Annotated in this window: 19 protein-coding genes; 8 read left to right on the top strand and 11 right to left on the bottom strand. The window is 40.3% G+C overall.

Going from position 1 to position 18,702, the window contains the following annotated elements; genetic code table 11:
* The first annotated feature begins 148 nt into the window (after positions 1-148).
* Together FTT72_RS08355 and coq7 are read left to right on the top strand one after the other, a co-directional pair.
* Positions 149-1,468 (top strand): MFS transporter, encoded by a 1,320-nt coding sequence (locus FTT72_RS08355; protein ID WP_180178201.1) that lies wholly within the window; start codon positions 149-151, stop codon positions 1,466-1,468.
* 3 nt (positions 1,469-1,471) lie between these two features.
* Complete coding sequence (coq7, locus tag FTT72_RS08350; protein WP_168377720.1) at positions 1,472-2,107, top strand: 2-polyprenyl-3-methyl-6-methoxy-1,4-benzoquinone monooxygenase; 636 nt, start codon at positions 1,472-1,474, stop codon at positions 2,105-2,107.
* Between the two features lie 69 nt (positions 2,108-2,176).
* Here coq7 and FTT72_RS08345 read toward each other — a convergent pair whose 3' ends face one another.
* The 6 genes from FTT72_RS08345 to FTT72_RS08320 all read right to left on the bottom strand — a co-directional run bounded on the left by FTT72_RS08345 (position 2,177) and on the right by FTT72_RS08320 (position 6,631).
* The gene (locus FTT72_RS08345) at positions 2,177-2,857 is read right to left on the bottom strand and encodes a hypothetical protein (protein WP_180010355.1); all 681 of its coding nucleotides are present in this window, start codon (positions 2,855-2,857) and stop codon (positions 2,177-2,179) included.
* Positions 2,858-2,934: 77 nt separating this feature from the next.
* The gene (locus FTT72_RS08340) at positions 2,935-3,513 is read right to left on the bottom strand and encodes a DedA family protein (protein ID WP_257220684.1); all 579 of its coding nucleotides are present in this window, start codon (positions 3,511-3,513) and stop codon (positions 2,935-2,937) included.
* Positions 3,514-3,675: 162 nt separating this feature from the next.
* Positions 3,676-4,125, bottom strand: coding sequence for a 2-amino-4-hydroxy-6-hydroxymethyldihydropteridine diphosphokinase (locus FTT72_RS08335; protein ID WP_078193947.1), 450 nt, complete (start codon positions 4,123-4,125; stop codon positions 3,676-3,678).
* Positions 4,082-4,462, bottom strand: a complete 381-nt coding sequence (gene folB / locus FTT72_RS08330; RefSeq protein ID WP_168377722.1) for a dihydroneopterin aldolase — start codon at positions 4,460-4,462, stop codon at positions 4,082-4,084. The genes FTT72_RS08335 and folB overlap by 44 nt, the downstream gene beginning before the upstream one ends.
* Positions 4,463-4,545: 83 nt before the next feature.
* Positions 4,546-5,844: an AarF/ABC1/UbiB kinase family protein gene (locus tag FTT72_RS08325; RefSeq protein WP_180178200.1), complete on the bottom strand. Its 1,299-nt coding sequence runs from the start codon at positions 5,842-5,844 to the stop codon at positions 4,546-4,548.
* Between the two features lie 58 nt (positions 5,845-5,902).
* Positions 5,903-6,631: a HesA/MoeB/ThiF family protein gene (locus FTT72_RS08320; protein WP_180178221.1), complete on the bottom strand. Its 729-nt coding sequence runs from the start codon at positions 6,629-6,631 to the stop codon at positions 5,903-5,905.
* A 660-nt stretch (positions 6,632-7,291) separates the two neighbouring features.
* Here FTT72_RS08320 and FTT72_RS08315 point away from each other — a divergent pair.
* Positions 7,292-7,807, top strand: coding sequence for a pyridoxamine 5'-phosphate oxidase family protein (locus FTT72_RS08315; RefSeq protein WP_180026408.1), 516 nt, complete (start codon positions 7,292-7,294; stop codon positions 7,805-7,807).
* A 183-nt stretch (positions 7,808-7,990) separates the two neighbouring features.
* On the opposite strand, the gene FTT72_RS08310 is transcribed toward FTT72_RS08315, so the two are convergent.
* From FTT72_RS08310 to FTT72_RS08300, 3 genes are all read right to left on the bottom strand, one after another.
* Positions 7,991-9,613, bottom strand: a complete 1,623-nt coding sequence (locus FTT72_RS08310; protein WP_180178199.1) for an AMP-binding protein — start codon at positions 9,611-9,613, stop codon at positions 7,991-7,993.
* Positions 9,614-9,910: 297 nt separating this feature from the next.
* Positions 9,911-11,047 carry an acyl-CoA dehydrogenase family protein gene (locus tag FTT72_RS08305; protein ID WP_180051140.1) on the bottom strand — a complete coding sequence of 379 codons (1,137 nt, stop codon included), beginning with the start codon at positions 11,045-11,047 and terminating at the stop codon, positions 9,911-9,913.
* 318 nt (positions 11,048-11,365) lie between these two features.
* Positions 11,366-12,136, bottom strand: coding sequence for a 3-hydroxyacyl-CoA dehydrogenase (locus FTT72_RS08300; protein ID WP_180178198.1), 771 nt, complete (start codon positions 12,134-12,136; stop codon positions 11,366-11,368).
* Between the two features lie 141 nt (positions 12,137-12,277).
* Here FTT72_RS08300 and FTT72_RS08295 point away from each other — a divergent pair, with 141 nt between their 5' ends.
* Together FTT72_RS08295 and FTT72_RS08290 are read left to right on the top strand one after the other, a co-directional pair.
* Entirely contained in the window at positions 12,278-13,312 is a 1,035-nt protein-coding gene (locus tag FTT72_RS08295) for an AraC family transcriptional regulator (protein WP_180135059.1), read from the top strand.
* A 200-nt stretch (positions 13,313-13,512) separates the two neighbouring features.
* On the top strand, positions 13,513-13,866 hold the full coding sequence (locus tag FTT72_RS08290; protein WP_180178197.1) for a hypothetical protein: 354 nt from the start codon (positions 13,513-13,515) through the stop codon (positions 13,864-13,866).
* A 76-nt stretch (positions 13,867-13,942) separates the two neighbouring features.
* On the opposite strand, the gene prmC is transcribed toward FTT72_RS08290, so the two are convergent.
* Together prmC and prfA are read right to left on the bottom strand one after the other, a co-directional pair.
* On the bottom strand, positions 13,943-14,761 hold the full coding sequence (gene prmC, locus FTT72_RS08285; RefSeq protein WP_180160365.1) for a peptide chain release factor N(5)-glutamine methyltransferase: 819 nt from the start codon (positions 14,759-14,761) through the stop codon (positions 13,943-13,945).
* Positions 14,761-15,849 carry a peptide chain release factor 1 gene (gene prfA / locus FTT72_RS08280; protein ID WP_078188570.1) on the bottom strand — a complete coding sequence of 363 codons (1,089 nt, stop codon included), beginning with the start codon at positions 15,847-15,849 and terminating at the stop codon, positions 14,761-14,763. The genes prmC and prfA overlap by 1 nt, the downstream gene beginning before the upstream one ends.
* A gap of 368 nt (positions 15,850-16,217) precedes the next feature.
* Between prfA and FTT72_RS08275 the strand changes: the two genes are divergently transcribed.
* The 3 genes from FTT72_RS08275 to FTT72_RS08265 all read left to right on the top strand — a co-directional run bounded on the left by FTT72_RS08275 (position 16,218) and on the right by FTT72_RS08265 (position 18,647).
* The gene (locus FTT72_RS08275) at positions 16,218-16,646 is read left to right on the top strand and encodes a glycine zipper domain-containing protein (protein ID WP_180178196.1); all 429 of its coding nucleotides are present in this window, start codon (positions 16,218-16,220) and stop codon (positions 16,644-16,646) included.
* A 286-nt stretch (positions 16,647-16,932) separates the two neighbouring features.
* Positions 16,933-17,460, top strand: coding sequence for a hypothetical protein (locus FTT72_RS08270; protein ID WP_168377731.1), 528 nt, complete (start codon positions 16,933-16,935; stop codon positions 17,458-17,460).
* 179 nt (positions 17,461-17,639) lie between these two features.
* Entirely contained in the window at positions 17,640-18,647 is a 1,008-nt protein-coding gene (locus tag FTT72_RS08265) for an LLM class flavin-dependent oxidoreductase (protein ID WP_180055894.1), read from the top strand.
* The last annotated feature ends 55 nt before the right edge of the window (positions 18,648-18,702 follow it).

Below are 18,702 nucleotides of genomic sequence, written 5' to 3'. Positions count from 1 at the left end.
TGGACTTAGTCAACCAGATATAGAGCTAAAGATCTTATATCTATTGGTTTTTCGCCATCTCCAAACTCAAAAAACATATTACATGATTTTTTAGAGATTTTACCAATCACTCACATTTCTTAATAAAACTTAATGTAGCAAGACACTTATGAATAACAACGAACATCTGCTAGGTACACGCCGCTTCCTGCCTATGTTTTTGACCCAATTTTTTGGGGCGCTCAATGACAATGTGTATAAACAGGCTTTATTGTTGGTCATCACCTATGGATTAATCCAACAACAGGCATTACCCATCAGCACGCTAAACAATCTAGCTGCATTATTGTTTATTTTACCCTACTTTATTTTTTCAGCGACAGCGGGACAGATCGCAGATAAGTTTGAACGTTCACAACTTGTCCGTGGTATCAAAATTTTAGAAATTATCATCATGGTCATCGGCAGCATTGGCTTTCTGACCGGTCATTTATGGTTGTTATTGTTGGCTCTATTTTTGATGGGAACCCATTCGACATTTTTTGGTCCAATCAAATATGCGATTTTGCCTGAAATTTTAAAACCCAATGAGCTAATGTCAGGCAATGCGCTGTTCCAATCTGCAACATCCATGGCGATTTTATTTGGGATGATTTTGGGTGGTGCTGTGATTGCTTCATCACAAGGCAATTTATTGTGGATCAGCCTAACCGTAATGACCATCGCCATTTTAGGTTATATCACCAGTCGTTTTATTCTTAAGCAAAATGTTACTACACCAGATTTAAAAATCGATTGGAACTTTTTCCGAACTAGTTACCAAACGATGAAATATGCCAAAAGTTTGCCGCTGATTTTTACTATTTTATTGGGGAACTCGTGGTATTGGTTTTATGGTGCAACCTACCTTACCCAAATTCCACAAATGACTCAGCAAAATCTACATGCCTCTGAAAATGTCGTTAGCTTGCTATTGACCTTTTTCTCTGTGGGTGTGGGCGTAGGTTCATTGCTTTGTCGTAAATTAGGCGGCACTCAAGTCAATATTAAGATGGTTCCCATCGGTGCTGTAGGTTTAACGGTATTTGCACTGTATTTAGCCTTTAGTTTGACCCTCGTCCCGACTCAAACTGGCCCACTCATTACCCTTTCAGAAGTTTTTCATCAAGGTTGGGGCTATTACCATGTCATGATTGCCGTGACTTTATTGGGTATTAGTGGCGGTTTTTACATCGTTCCGCTCTATGCAATGATGCAAGCATACTCTCCACGCTCACATCGTGCACGAGTCGTTGCCGCAAACAACATTTTAAATGCGGTATTTATGGTATCTTCTGCTATATTTTCAATTATCATTCTGAGTGTTTTAAAGATTGATATTAAAATACTTTTTTGTATAACCGCAGTGCTCAGTGCTATCTTTTGTATTTGGCTGCTATTACACATCAAACCTTTGCTTCAAACTACGCAAGTCTCTCTGGAGGATTAATCCATGCGTCAATTTACAGGTGTCGACAAACTTATTCACTCATTTGATCAGGCCTTACGTAGTTTAGTTCCCGGAGCAACGGCTGCACATCGCGAAAACCCGTCTGTTGCTGAAAAAACGCAACTTGCAGTCAGCGAAGCACGCCATGTGGCAGGTCTAATGCGGGTCAACCATAGTGGTGAAGTGTGTGCTCAAGCGCTTTATCATGGCCAAGCCCTCACCGCGAAACTGCCGAACGTACGCCGTGAAATGGAACAAGCTGCGATTGAGGAACAAGACCATTTGGCTTGGTGTGAAGACCGCTTAAAAGAATTAGACAGCCATACCAGTCTGCTCAACCCTGTTTGGTACGGCCTTTCTTTTGGGATGGGTGCATTGGCAGGTATTGCCGGTGATCAATACAGCCTAGGTTTTGTCGCTGAAACTGAGCGTCAAGTGAGCCTGCATTTAGAAGATCACATCCGCCAACTTCCTGAACAAGACGAACGTTCACGTAAAATCTTAGTGCAAATGAATGAAGATGAGCTGCATCACCGTGATACAGCACTCAATGCAGGTGGTGTAGACCTTCCTGTTCCAGTTCGTATTGCCATGACTGGTATTTCAAAGCTGATGACCAAAACCAGTTATTACATTTAATGATTTTCTAATGATTGTCGCTAAGTTTTATAAATAGTGAAAAAAAAGCCTGCAATGATGCAGGCTTTTTTATGAGAAATCTTTTGACTTTAATACAATAATTCCTTCACCATCAAAACAGTTTATAGGCTGCCATCGACTTGGTGTAAACCAATCAAAATTCAAACTATAACGTTGTGCAGTGGACGGATAACCTGCTCCACCTAACTCAAGCAGCCATCCTGCCGGACAAATTTCCTTTTGGTTATTCATCATAACGGTTTGATCATGTGCCAACTCAAGCAATAAATGGCGATGCAGCTCAAATGCAATAACATCAAATCCAGCTATTTGAATCGGCTGTGGAAAACGAGCCGATGTCAAACCTTGACGAATATCAGTCATCTGTTCCAGAGTATAATCGGTTTCAAATGATCGGTTAATCCACGTGCCTTCAGGCAGTACAACCTCTCCAAAGTTTAAAGGTTCCTGCAACTGTATATGAATTTTCTTTTGATGCTGCAACTCTGCATAGTCAGAAATAAGATCTGAAATCACGAACAATCCAAGCGTTACTGCAACAAATAAAGGGAAAAACAATACGCCAGATAAGCCAATTTTAAGTGCCGCATTTACTTTATATGGTCGATTTTTTTGCTTTTTATACCAATTATTCCAACTCAACCAAATCGCAATGACAATAAATAGCACCAAAATCGCAAAGCAAATAATAAGGAAACCTCCCGCACCCGCACCATAACCTAAGCCCATATTGCTCTCACTAAATATCCCTTTAAATCTTTTAATTATGTTTTGACGACTTTATCAGATCAAACACTTGCACTTTATCAATGTTGATGATGCTTACGCCACCACTTCAACACCGTATAGAGCACACGGAAGAATACGATACATAAAATAACGGCAATAACGATGTAAATATCTTGATGATAAGGCAGCATTTTCGCCCAAAATAGATGTAAATAATGACTGATTTGGAAGCCAATCGTTGCGACTAACATCGCCCAAATAAAACAGGCAACTAGATTAATCAGCACATATTTCCAAACAGGATAAGCACGCACACCGACTGCAATAGGTAAAATAGTTCTAAAACCCCAAGCAAAGCGCATAAATAAAATGGTCAAAATAGGATAACGTTCAATAAACTGGCTCGCACGATCGAATTTTTGTGCAAATTCTGCATTCGACTGGATAAGTTTTTGCCCATAGCGAGCGCCCATTTGATAATAAAACTGATCGCCAATAAAACTGCCCAACATCGCCACTGCAATCAACATTGGAAAATGAAGTATGTGTTGATGGACGGCATAGGCGCCAATCATCAGCACTGTTTCTCCTTCAAACAATGTGCCAATAAAAATCGCAATATAGCCATAGTGCTGAATCAGATCAGTCCAGTTCATATCATTATTTTGAAGCTAAAAAGATAATGTAATCCTGCGACAGCCTATACGCTAGCGCATACCATGACAGGATTTGAATATTTTTGTTATTGTTTATCTAGCGTATTTAAGGTCAGTTTGAAATATCACTCATGTGCATTGAAAACATTTCGTTTCATTCGCTCAATCCACTAAAACTTTTTGGCAACTCACCATAGGAAATTGATGTGCTGGATGTTCAAACATTTCATTTTTCCAAATGTCGAACATTGGTATTTTAACATCGAGTGCTAAAGGCAGTTTTTTCGGATTAAATTGCATGTGCGCTAAGCTTTCACCCCACGCGATCAGATCCAGATCCAAAGCGATATTATGAGACGGACGAACACGACCTGAGTCTGCTTCCATTTTTTTCAGTAAGGTGCTGATTTCATCTACAGATAAACTGCTTTTCACCAAACAAGCTGCATTCCAATAATCCGCCCCAATGCCATCACGACAAGGAATCACATAAATTTTGGAAAATTCAACATGACCCAAAGCCTGAATTTGACGTAAAGCCTGTTGAAAATGAGGTTTGGGATTGAAATTACTCGCCAGAGCTAGGGCGAAAATCGTTTCGGTGGCGTTCAAGACGAATTCCTACAGAATTGGCTTGCGCGATAATGGCAGGCTTCCGGATGCTAATCATAATAGATTCAATGCTGTCATAGGTAGCGAAAAGTGCATCAATCACCAGTTTTGCTGCATGTTCGATCAATTTAGGTTGAGCAGTTTGAATGACTTTGGCTGATATTTCGCAAATTTCAGCATAATTCAAGGTATCTTCAAGCTCATCTGACTGAGCCGCCTGCGCTAAACTAGTTTGAATATTGAGGTCGAGCATCAAAGGCTGAATAATCTGACGCTCCCAATTGAAACAGCCGATGACAGTCTCAACTTTCAAACCTTCAATGATAATTGCGTCCATTCTTACACTCAAATTAAAATCTTAAACATCGATAAAATCCTCCTGTTAAAGAAGGAGGATTTTATTTATATCTTGCGGCTAAATTATTGCTTCAACAATAAATTAGGTTCCATAGTCTGCACCATTTGAATACGCTGGTCTGCATAAATATCAGTATATGGCGCAAGGATGCGCATAAAGCGATCGAAGTACAACATTTGTTTGAATAATAAAGCGAAGTCACGTGGGAAGCGAATACCATGACGCTCTCCGACTTGTACCATATCCATCATGATGTCATTCAAATCGGCAGGATTTGAGGTTAATAACTCTTGCGGATCGGCCAAAAGCACACCGCTAAATAAGCGCTCTAAGTCGGCAGCTAAGACTTGTGTGTCAATTTTGACAGCCGTCATGCCCATTTTCAGCATGTTTTCAGCCATCAAGTTGTAGTCAGTTTTTTGTAGGGCATCCATAAACGCAATACATGCTGTCCACACTTCAGGTTTCAACTGGCCTACGATACCAAAATCGATGAAGCCTACTCGACCATCTTCTAACAGCATCAGGTTGCCTGCATGTAAGTCTGCATGGAAACTGTTACATAACATCAAGCTGCCAAACCATGTATTCATCGCTGTCACCAAAACTTGCGATGGATCTTTAGCGACTTTCTTGACCACATCAAAATCAGTCAATGGTACGCCGTATAAACGCTCCATGGTTAAGACGCGACGTGTTGAATATTGGTGATAAACCTTTGGTGCTGTTGCGGCTTTGTTTTGAGTTACGTTCAGATAATTCACAAAGTCGTCAAGATTTTGAGCTTCTTCAATAAAGTCCACCTCACGTACCATGCGAACTTTAATTTCTTCAACAATATCTGCAAGTGAGGCAAATTTAACTTTGGGTACAGCTTTTTCAACCAGTTTAGTAGCCCAATGTAAGACATTTAAATCTGTATAGAGAATCGTCTCGACACCCGGCTTTTGCACCTTAATAACAACATTTTCACCAGTGACCAATTTAGCGGCATGCACCTGTGCAATCGATGCAGAAGCCAAAGGCTTTTCATCAATTGAAGCAAATATTTCATCTAAATTACGACCAGCAAATTCTGAAGCCAATACCTGCTGCACATAACTAAACGGCAATGACGGTGTCTGATCTAAACAACCTTGAAACTCTTCGACATATTCACGTGGAAATAAAGAAGGTGTACTGGCAATAAATTGACCTAATTTAATATAGGTTGAACCCAGTGATTCAAAAGTTTCACGCATGAGTTTTGCGTTACTTGGTTTTTCAGTTGCATATTTAAAGCCGGCTTTTGCCGCAACGACTGCGGTCTCACCCATTCGGGCAACCGAGCGAATTCCATCTAACCAGATATTGTTTTTCATAATGTCTTAGAAAAAAATAATTAACGTGAGTGTAGCAAAAAAATAAGGACTTGCTGCTTTATCTTGCCTGACAGATTGGACAATCGGGATCTTTTTCAAAAGCGAGAATTTTTTGCTTCATTGACCGACCGTCCCACAACAAAAGCTTTTGTTTCAGTGCTGTCTCCCCTAAACCCAAATAGAGCAAGGCATGATGTGCTTGTAAACTTGCCATAACATTTGGTGTCGTTGCAAGTACACCCGAGTCTGCACAGCGTAAACTTTCACTGGCATGGTGTTCTTTTGAAAATAGACATTCATAACAGGCAGCATCGGCTTCAACCATAAATAATTGCCCTTGAAAGCCAATTGCTGAAGCACTAATCAGCGCCACATTATTTTCTACACAGCTCGCATTGACCAAATAACGTGTGCTGAAGTTATCACAACCATCGAGAACCAAATCTTGCTGTGAAATCAATGCCTTTGCATTGCTTTCATCTAATTTTGAGGTATAGCTTTGCACACGGATATACGGGTTAATCGTTTGTAAACGTTTAGCCAAAATTTCAGCTTTATAAAAACCTACATCGTGTTTGGTATAAGCAATTTGTCGTTGCAAATTACTGATTTCAATTCGATCTGCATCGATCAAAGTGATTTGTCCGACGCCTGCACGTGCCAATAATTCGGCTGTGGTACACCCAATCCCACCACACCCCACGATGAGTACATTGGCAAGTTTTAGCTTCTCTTGTGCATCGATGTCCCATCCATCAAGCAATATTTGACGGCTGTATAAATGCATTTCATCATCACTTAATTCAAATTCAGATGTTGATTCATTCGATTTAAACGTAGACAAAGTATTTCCTTATTAAAATTCGTCAAGCATAAAAAATGGGCGAGTTTATATCGCACGCAAAAGATTAAAACACCGATATCCATCAAATGTTGTTCGAGTACAAACCCGAAACAGTGTAAAAACACCCTGCTATTTGAGCAAGACAATATACAGCTTAAAGTTAAAATAAATGCTCTGTAGACATGGCATTTTTCTCAGTTAGCGTATCTTCAATTACACTATTTAAAATACAGTATCTCAGACACCTTAGTACGTAGAAACATCATAGAGGTATAGCGTATACATGTTTTAAAAATAATAAATAAAAAATATAGTTATATTTTTAAACATATTTAGTTGCACTAGAGCTGCTTATATTAGGTTCATTTTAATGATTCTTTTCTACCTTAGCCTCAGAAAATAAAACTTAATCCAAGACATTTTAAGCGTTTATGTATGCAAAGAGATTTAATCCGTAGGTATATGTATGAATTCAGTGAGAATTAAATTGCTGACACAATATGTTAGATAAACTTATGAGCTAACACACATTATTCAAATACTTTTTGCTCATTCATATTTACCCCTTTACCCCAAAGTGATTACTTAAAAGTGGAGAATAAAATGTCACAAGAATACGTTGAACAAGATCAGCGACAAAAATTATGGGAACTCATTAAAGACGTGCGTTTCACCATGATTAGCCATGTCACTGACAAGCAAGAAATTCATTCTCAACCCATGACCATGCTTAATTCTGATAAGATGAATGAGCATGAAAATATCTATTTTCTTATGAAAGAAAATAATGACCTTGTAGAGGCAGTCAATGCAGGTCGTAATCATCTTGGATTAGCATTCGCTAAATCTTCAGACGATATTTATGTATCAATTAGTGCTCATGGAGAAATCAGTACAGATGCGGCCCTAATCGATAAATTATGGAATCCTTGGGCTGAAAACTGGTTCGATGGCAAGACTGATCCTACTGTTCGCGTTTTGATAGCTAATGCTATTAGTGCAGAATTCTGGAATGTCAAAGACAATAAAGTCACCCATTTATTCAAAGTTTTGAAGGGCAATTTAACGGGTAAAACTCAAGAACTTGATACTGAACATAATACCCTGAACTTAAAATAAATGATTTTATTGATTTGAATTAATGCTTTAATTTTAGGTTAATTTGGATTGTCCCACAGTTAGTCAAGTGCATATATGATCTCGAATGAATGGTTTCACCAGCTCAAACATCAATTTAAAAAAGGCTGCATCAAGCAGCCTTTCTTGCGTATATAAATTGACTCAACTGACCTTTTGAATTAATTACGCTTTGGCCACTTCTTGTTGCTTCAACAAATTACGTTGGATTTTTCCACTCGATGTTTTAGGCAACCCATCCACAAATTCAATTTCTTTTGGATAAGCATGCTTGGATAAACGTGATCTTACATAGGCTTGTAGCTTATCCATGAGTTCAGAACTAGCTTCATATTGTGGCTTTAACACCACAAAAGCTTTGACCAATTCTGTACGCTCAGGATCAGGCTTACCGACAACTGCCGACTCTAAAACCTCTTCACATTCCAATAACGTACTTTCCACATCGAAAGGCCCTACACGATAGCCTGACGTTGTAATGACATCGTCAGCACGACCAACAAAATCAATGCCACCTTCTTCATTTAAACGAACTGTATCACCGGTTAAATAATAGTTCCCAACAAAGGCTTTACGGTTATTGCCACCATAGCCCGTGAACCACATGAGTGGTGATTGTGACCAGTCTAATGCCAATGTTCCAATGCCACCACGTTCAATTTCTTGATGGTCTTTATTGAGCACCGCGAAACGATGTCCCGGTATCGCAAAACCGGCTGAACCCACTTTTTTGTAGTGTTCTAAAGCATGATGATTTGCAATCACCATACCGAGTTCCGTTTGTCCATATTGGTCATAAATATTGACGTTTAAATCGTGATTAAACCATTGAATCACTTCGGGAGTTAGTGGCTCTCCTGCGCTACTCACAACCCGTAAATGTGATTTTATGGATTCATCAAATTTTTCTTTAAACCCAAAGAACATACGAAAAGCCGTTGGTGAACCGGTCAAATTGCTGACTTTATATTTTTTGATGACTTGAAGTGCATGATCAACACTAAAAGCCCGTTCATCCATAATAATGCTGTGCCCTAAACTTAAAGGCCCTGCAATTCCATAGTACAAACCATAAGCCCAGCCCGGATCTGCCAAATTCCAAAATGAATCTTCATCACGCAAATCAACCGCATGTGTCATATACCCTTTAAATGCCAACAACGCTTTGTGCGGCACAGGTACAGACTTGGCTAAACCGGTCGTTCCTGAGGTAAACATCATTAAAAATTCATCATCAAATGAACGCGGTACTGAGTTAAATGTGGTGTCATGCAGTTGCAGCTCTGACCAAAAGTCAGGATCTGTCTGAATTGCTTGATCGGCATGTACGGTTAAAATATGTGGTAAATCAATATGATTGAGTTTTGATCGTTGCTCAGTGTTGGTTACAATCAGCTTTGTTCCCACAGTTTGCACTCGATGTTCAATCGCTTTGGACTCAAATGCAGTAAACAACGGTTGATAAATTGCCCCTATACGCCATGTTGCCAATACGGTGATCAACAACTCTGCTGTGCGAGGTAAAAGACCTGCAATGCAATCACCTGCTTTCAATCCAATGCGCTGATAATAATTTGCCAATTGTGCAGAAGCTAAATCTAATTGCTCAAAAGTCCATTGCTCAGATTCACCATTTTTACCTTCCCAGATCAGCGCAGTTCGATTTTGCCCAACATAGCGCCCACAACATTCATCATAAGCATTGATTGAACTTGGCGTACCGACCAATTGTTCTGTAACCATCTTTTCAAAATTAAAATCACGATATGCTTGTTCTAGTGTCTTCATGACGACAATTCCTATCCTGTTCTCTATGATTCAAAGTGCAAGACTTTGAGGTTTATTCATCTTGTTGTTGTACCGCTGCGTACTAGTGACGATTCCTTTGCCACATCCGCCTTTACTGCTATTCCATACACCGATTGCAATGTCGGTTTTTTAGTTTTGAAACTTATACTTTGTTAAACAATCTATTCTTAGACTGTGTATACCTAGATAACCATGTTTGGATGTCCCCTGCAATTTCCATAACCATCAACGCCATTGCAGGGTTTGAACATCGACCAAAGTCTATTTTTTAATCACCTATCCTTTGGTTACTTCACGTGCTATCACCAGACGTTGAATGTCCGATGCACCTTCATAGATTTGACTGACACGCACATCACGATAAATTCGTTCTACTGGGAAATCAGATACATAACCGTAGCCTCCATGGATTTGAATGGCATCTGAACACACCCGTTCAGCCATCGTCGATGCAAAAAGTTTCGCCATCGAGGCTTCTTTTAAGCATGGAAAACCTGCATCTTTTAACGTCGCTGCATGGAAGATTAATTGACGTGCTGCCTCAATTTGGGTGGCCATATCCGCGAGGCGAAATGCCACGGCTTGATGCTGAACAATCTCCACCCCAAATGCCTTTCGTTCATTAGCATATTCAACGGCTGCATCTAATGCCGCACGGGCCATACCCACAGACTGCGCTGCAATACCAATTCGACCTGACTCTAAGTTCGATAAGGCAATTTTATAGCCTTCACCCTCTTGGCCTAAAAGACTATCCGCAGGAATACGACAGTCATCTAAAACAATAGTTGCTGTATCGGAACAATGCTGACCCATTTTGTCTTCTAAACGCGTTACGATATAACCCGGCGCATCCGTTGGTACTAAAAAGCACGAAATCCCTTTTTTACCTGCAGACTTATCCGTTACCGCAAAAACCAAGGCTACTTGGGCATGTTTTCCTGTGGTAATAAATTGCTTGGTGCCATTTAACACCCACTCGTCACCATCACGCTCCGCTTTACATTCCAACGCACTCGCATCTGAACCCACTTGTGGTTCTGTTAAGCAAAAACATCCCAACCATTCGCCTGTGGCTAATTTTTTTAAGTATTTTTCTTTTTGTGCTTCTGTACCATAACGCTGCGTGATGCCACATGGCAGTGAGTTTTGTACGCTAACAATTGTGGAAATCGCACCATCGCCAGCAGCAATTTCTTCTAAGGCAACAACCAAAGACACATAGTCTAAACCTGCACCACCCCATTCATCCGAAACCGTCATGCCTAAAGCACCTAGCTCACCAAGTTCCTTTAGCTCTTGTGCAGGAAATGCTGCCGTTTTGTCACGCTCTGCTGCCGTTGGTTTCAATTTTTCTTGCGAATAGCTTCGCATCATGTCCTGAACCATTTTTTGTTCATCATTTAAAATCATGGGACTTCCTTTTCTAAATCTTTTATAGCGCGTATAGCTTTAATTTTTGGATAACTGCGGAATTAAAAATTCTTTGGCTGTATAAAGCAAAGTTGGATACACGACGACGCCATTTGCAACTGTCTGAGGCAGGACGCCATTAATCTCTAATGTTTCTGCGACCTATAAATCAATAAATACTTGATGACGAGTTTTACAAATGACTATGGTTTTGGTTACTTTTGCCGAAACAAAAGTAACGAGATGAGCTACTGTCAACGAAGTTATTCTCGATCAGACTCCGTCGTAGAAGCCTGAATAAGCAGTTTTAATAAATAACTATTTAGGCTGCATACGGATCGCGCCATCAAGACGTATCACTTCACCATTGAGATAAGCATTTTCAAAAATATGCGTCACTAATTTTGCAAACTCTTGTGGTTTTGCTAAACGTGGAGGGAAAGGCACCATTTGCCCCAAAGCATCTTGTACATTTTGTGCTAAGCCTTTGAGCATCGGCGTTTCCATAATGCCCGGAGCAATGGTCATCACACGGATTGATTCACGTGCAAGCTCACGTGCAAGAGGTAATGTCATTGCAACCACTGCCCCTTTTGATGCTGCATAAGCCGACTGACCAATTTGACCATCGAAAGCCGCAACCGACGCAGTATTCACTATCACGCCACGCTCTTCTTCACCTGCTTTTAATTCATATTTAGCAATCAGTTGTGCCGCATAGCGCAGCATATTGAATGTACCTGAAACATTTATATTTAATACTTTTTGGAACATCGCCAAATCATGTAATCCGTCACGACCTAAAACTTTTGCAGAGGGTGCGATACCTGCGCAGTTCACTAAGCCATTAAGTTGACCAAATTCCGCTTCAACTTGTGCAAAGAAAGCGCCGACCGCTTGTTCATCAGTGACATCCAATTGAACAAATTTGGCATGATCACCCAGTTGACGTTGCATCGCTTCGCCATGCTCAAGATTCATATCCACAATAATCACTTTGGCGCCCAAGCCAATCAGATGTGTTGCTGTCGCAGCGCCTAGACCCGATGCACCACCTGTCACGACGAAAACTTTTCCTTTTATGTCCATAGCATTTCCCTATTTACGATGTCTTGTTTTAAATTCGACTTAAGATGCAGAGTAAACAGAGAATTTATTCAGTACAATTTCCAAATGTTGCATCTTTTCTGATGTATTTGGACAATTCTGAACAAGGACCTATCCGCACATATGCCGAAGCATGGACTCGAATACAGTAAAGGGACGATTTCTATCGACTTGGTGCATGAAGCATTACACGATGCGCAAAAAAAGCACTTTGATATTTCTGCTATTTTACAAAAGTCTGGTATACCCTCAGAGTTACTGCTATCGAGTAAAACCAGAGTTTCCGTTTCACAATATGCGGCTTTATGGACTCATCTTGCAGATGTGATGGATGATGAATTTTTTGGCATGGATCGGCATGCCATGCGACGTGGTAGTTTTAAACTACTTTCGAAAATGGTCATGCATAACAGCACCTTGGGGGATGCACTTAAGCAAATCCTACAATTTTTAAATCTGGTTTTAGATGACTTGCATAGTGATTTAACCATTGAAGATCACTTTGCTTATATCGTGATCTATGACCAACAAGCGCCTAAACGCATGTTCAGCTATGCAACATATTTGATGCTCATCCACACGCTACTGTGCTGGCTAAGTGGACAACGGATTTTATTAAACCAAATCCAATTTAAATGTGATGCACCGCTTGATGATCACGACTATAAAGTTCGCTTCTGTGAAAATATTCATTACCAAGCCAGTCAAAACTATATTCAGCTAGATGCCAGTTACCTAACCCTGCCAATCAAACAAGATACACGTTCGTGGTATCAATTCCTACAACAAACACCTGAAAACCTCTTGGTACGCTTTAAAAACCCGTATGCACTCAGCAGCCAAATTCGTAAACAACTGTTAGACGTTTCTCCTGCCGAATGGTTAGAGTTTTATGAGTTGGCAGTCAAAATGAATATGTCGGAAGCCACAATGCATCGCCGTCTTAAAAGTGAAGGTGTGAGTTATCAACAACTCAAAAATGATATCCGACGTGATACTGCCATCGATTTTTTAACCCATACCGATAAAAGTTTGCAAGATATCAGTGAAGAACTAAATTTTCATGATCCGAGTGCTTTTCATCGGGCATTTAAAAAATGGACAGGCGTCAGTCCCGGTGCGTATCGACAAAATAATGCGCCTGAATTCAAGGCCTAAAATTTGATATTCGCTATTTATAAATTGAATATTCATCTAATTAATAGAAAATCAATAACTTAAAAATATTCAATAAATAGACTGACCATTCATCCTTGAAGGATTGCTACTTTAGCCTAATTAGGTTATTTTTCACTCAATTTAAAGCACTTTGCTTATTTATTTTCCAATTCTCCTGCATCTCCTTGAAAGGCTTTCCTATGCTTAAGATGATTGATGTTCTTGAACAACAACTTGTTCAAAACTTTTCAGATTCTCTTTTCACTCAGATTGACGCAATTGATGAACTGTTTCATGAACAGCTTAAAACTGTCGCAGATATTGATTTGCAAAATTTGATCTCACAATTTTTTAGCACTGAAAATGCAGTTGAAGTTGCTCATGCACTGGATATCCAAGCAAATGACATTGAAGCAATTCAAGCAGGTGCAAATCTAAAAGATGAAAATTTAGTCAATGCAACTGCAAAAATTATTGCTTACTGTCTTGCAGTAGAAACAGCAGCTTTAGAACAAGTTGAAGTTTTCGATAGCTTACAAGACTACCCAATGTAAGTATTGATCGAATATCAAAAACAAAAAAATAAAGCGCATTCAATGCGCTTTATTTTTGACTATCTCTAATACCAAATCAATGTTGCCACTGACCTAAGCTGACACGGTCATTGCCACCATAATCTTTTACAGTCCGAACATTTCGATATCCAACTCGTAAGAACAAATGTCTGACTGCTTCACCTTGGTCATAGCCATGTTCAAGCACCACCCAACCATTCACAGTCAAATGTTTTTTAGCTTGAAGAATGATTTGTTCAAGATCTGCAAGTCCATGATTGTCCGCAACAAAAGCACGTTCAGGCTCTGTCGCCAAATCTTTCATGTGTACATCATCAGCATCGATATACGGCGGATTTGACACAATTACATCAAAGAAAGCACGACCAAAGGGTTTCAACCAAGAACCTAAGACAAACTGCACATGTTCAAGATCATGCTTTTTGGCATTAAACTCAGCAACTTCCAAGGTAGGTTCGTAAATATCTGAAGCCACAATTGACCAATCTGGACGTTCACTGGCTAATGACAAAGCTACAGCGCCAGTTCCTGTTCCTAAATCCACCACACGAGCATCTTCAGGAAGTTCTAAACGCAGTACAGTTTCAACGAGTACTTCCGTATCAGGACGTGGAACCAAAGTATCTTTAGTCACTTTTAAGTCTAGCGTCCAAAATGGCTGAGAACCTGTGACATAAGCCAAAGGCTCACCCGCAGCAATACGAGCAAGACTTTCAACATAGAGTTGTTCTTGCTCAGCTGTTAATTCTTGATCCTTTTTCAGGATTAAATCAAAAGAATCAATCTTGGTGATGTGCTCTAACAACCACGCATTTTCCTGACGTTCATAACTTTCAGGTTCACCACGATAGGCCAAAGCCTGTGCAATATTCATCAGCCACCATTCTGCTGTGCTAATAATGCCAACTGATCGGCTTGATATTCACGATGCAAACTATCTAGCAATTCAGTCAAATCACCTTCCATCACTGCATCTAACTTATACAGTGTTAGGTTAATACGATGATCAGTCATACGACCTTGTGGATAGTTATAGGTACGAATACGCTCAGAACGGTCACCAGAACCTACCAAGTCACGACGCATTTCAGACGTCGCTGCATCTGCCGCTGCGCGTTTAGCATTTTCTAAACGAGAAACCAATAGCGCCATCGCTTTGGCTTTGTTTTTATGCTGTGAACGTTCGTCCTGACATTCTACAACTGTACCCGTTGGAATATGGGTAATACGTACAGCAGAGTCAGTTTTGTTAATGTGCTGACCACCCGCACCAGATGCACGATAGGTATCGATACGTAATTCTGAAGGATTAATTTCAACACTTGTGTCTACATCAATTTCCGGTAAAATCGCAACAGTACATGCCGAAGTATGAACACGACCTTGTGACTCAGTTGCAGGAACACGCTGTACACGATGCGCGCCACTTTCAAATTTTAAGCGGCCATATACGCCTTCACCATTGATGAGGCAAATCACTTCTTTATAACCGCCGTGTTCGCCGTCATTTTCAGACAGCACTTCAATACGCCAACCTTGTGATTCAGCATATTTACTGTACATGCGATACAAGTCACCCGAGAAAATTGCAGCTTCGTCACCACCCGTTCCAGCACGGATTTCTAAATAGGCAGAGTTCGCATCATTCGGATCTTTTGGAATCATCAGAATGTTTAAGTCTGCTTCAAGCTGACCGATCAAAGCTTTATTTTCTTTAATTTCTTCAACGGCCATTTCTTTGAAATCTGGATCCGTCATCATCACTTCAGCAGTTTCAATATCTTCTTCTGCTTGACGGTATTTTTTCCAAACTTCAGTGATTTCAGATAAATCACTATGCTCACGAGACAACTGACGGAAACGTTTATTGTCTGAAATGACTTCTACATCTGCGAGTAATGCATTTAATTCTTCGTGACGGTCAGAGAGCTGATCTAATCGTAAACGTAACGATTCTTTCATTTTTCAAAAAATCTCAATACACAGGCTCTACCGCTAAACTTTCACGGATATGCCAAAATTCAAAATAATGGCGCTAGTGTACCGATAATGGGTCTGAAATGACATATTTATTGTTTTTTGGCCTATCGATGACCCGAAATATTAAAGTGTGAAATTCATCACTCCTACCTTTCTCCACAAAGTCGTACAGATTTTCAGCATTCGACCATTTTTTTCACAATATTAATAAAACTTATACAAACTAGACACTCAAATCACTAAATAAAGTGAAAGCTCTCCATATTTATAGCGAATAGTTTTGTTACATTTACTGCCATCGAAATGATTATGAAAAAGTCCTCGCGTTTATGAAGGACATGGAGTGAACTATGAAACTGAATACTCTTTTAATGACAGCCACTCTAGCAACTGCTTCTATGTTCACTGTGTCTGCAAATGCAGATAGTACAACACGCGTTGCTGCAGCTAGTGCATTAGGTAGTGTTGCAGGTACTGCAATTGGTAAAAACATGGGCGGTAATACCGGCGCTACAATTGGTGCTGCTCTTGGTGGTGCTGGTGGTGCTGCGGTAGCAAGTAATAAACGTAACCGTACAGAATCTGCTATCGGCGGTGCTTTAGGTGGTGGTACAGGTTATACCGTTGGTAAAAGCATGGGCGGTAGAAACGGTGGTTACATCGGCTCTGCACTAGGTGCTGCTGGTGGTGCTGCTCTAGGTAATAAAATCTCTAAAGATAAAGCTTACGACAAACACCAAGAACGTAAATACAAAAAACGTTACCGTCGTCGTCACTAATTCAAAATTAGTGAGTCCGTATTGGATCGTGAAAAGAGCACCTTCGGGTGCTTTTTTTATGTATCGCCTTTTTTCAAATGATAAATACAATTTTATTTATTGCACCTCAAATATGTAGAGTTGATCCACTCTATCCATGTGATCAATCATGTAGAAATAAAGTGCAAAATTTACATTGCAGCAACGGAACACGTATTTTATTTCACATCACGCTCCAAATATTCGCTATGTGTTTTCATATATTGATATCAACAGATAAACATCATGCTTCGTAAGGAGTTTAAAAATGAAAATTAATAAAATTTTATTCAGTGCAGCAATTGCCGCTTCAGCGCTTACTATGACTGCAACACATGCAGGTAATAGTACCAATACTGCATTAACATCTGCTTTAGGTGGTGTTGTTGGTGCAGCAATCGGTAACCAAGTTGGCGGTCAAACTGGCGCAATGATTGGTTCAGCAATTGGTGGCGGTGCAGGTGCAGCAGCATCGGCGAACAAACGTGACCGTAATGGTGCCATCATTGGTGGCGCACTTGGTGGCGCAGGTGGTTATACCGTAGGTAAAAACATGGGCGGCACAAACGGTGGTTATATCGGTGCTGCACTTGGTTCAGCCGGTGGTTCTGCACTAGGTAAAAAAGTGTCTGAAGACCGTCGCTATGATGACCGCTACAATGGTCGTTATGATGATCGCTATGACCGTCGTTATAACAACCGTGGCTATCGTACCAATAATTACAGCTACAACGACCGAGGCTACCGTGGAGACAATGGTCGTCACTTAGGTTGGTACAAAAACGGTAAACGTTAATCGAGATATTTCAATGAAAAAAATCAGCACCTTCGGGTGCTTTTTTTGTTTATAAAAAAAAGTTTAGATATACCAAAAGTTGACTTTTTACACAGCCCAACCAATATATCGAATTTATTCGATATACATTAGGCGTTTTATATCGTATTATTTCGATATAAAGATCTCTGAGAGAAAACATGCGTACTCTAGCCGATACAAAATTTTCAATACTTGAACTCGCACCTGTTCGAGATGATAAAACCATCGAATTTTCACTCAAACATGCACTCCAGTTAACACAGAAAGCAGAACAACTTGGCTATGAGCGTCTCTGGTTAGCCGAACACCACAATATGGATGGCATCGCAAGTTCTGCAACTGCGGTTTTACTCGGTTATCTCTTAGCAAATACACAATCCATCAAGCTCGGTTCAGGCGGGATTATGTTGCCCAACCATGCGCCGTTGGTTGTCGCTGAACAATTTGGCACACTTGAAACGTTATATCCCGGCCGCATTGAACTCGGCTTAGGTCGAGCGCCGGGTACCGACCAAACCACCATGCGCGCACTTCGCCGTGGCCGTCAGGAAACCGAAGACCAATTTCCACAAGATGTCCTTGAGATATTGCAATACTTCAAAGCACCTGAGCCACAGCAGCGCATCATTGCTACACCGGGACAAAATACACATGTTCCTGTATGGCTTTTAGGTTCAAGCCTGTTCAGTGCACAACTCGCTGCACGTTTAGGTCTACCCTATTCATTTGCTTCACATTTCGCGCCACGCATGCTTGGACAAGCAATTCAGCTCTATCGTGAAAATTTCCAAGCATCCGAATATTTAGATCAACCTTATGTCTCTATGGGCGTACCAACGGTTGTTGCTGAAACAGATGAAGAAGCAGAATATCTGGCAACAAGTGCTTATCAGCGAGTTTTAGGTTTAATGCGTGGTCAAAGTTTAAAACTTAAAGCTCCGGTCGACAGTATGCAAGGCCTATGGTCTGCTGCAGAAAAGATGTCCGTAGATAATTTCTACGCTATGGGACAAGTCGGTTCAAATGCAACCGTTCGAGCAGGTTTAGAAAACCTACTCACCAAATATGACGTTGATGAATTTATTTTCACCTGTGACATTTACGATACCGATAAGCGCATTGAAAACTTCGAACGTTTAATGCAAATCAAAAATGATCTCGCTTAAGACTCTAAGCTTAATAATCTAATCCAAGCGTTTAATCCGTCTAAAGGTAGAATTG

The sequence above is a fragment of the Acinetobacter sp. YH01005 genome, assembly GCF_013420465.1.
Taxonomy (GTDB): Bacteria; Pseudomonadota; Gammaproteobacteria; order Pseudomonadales; family Moraxellaceae; genus Acinetobacter; species Acinetobacter amyesii.
Note: the sequence above shows the minus strand (reverse complement) of the source record. Positions and strands in the feature narration are given on the sequence as shown.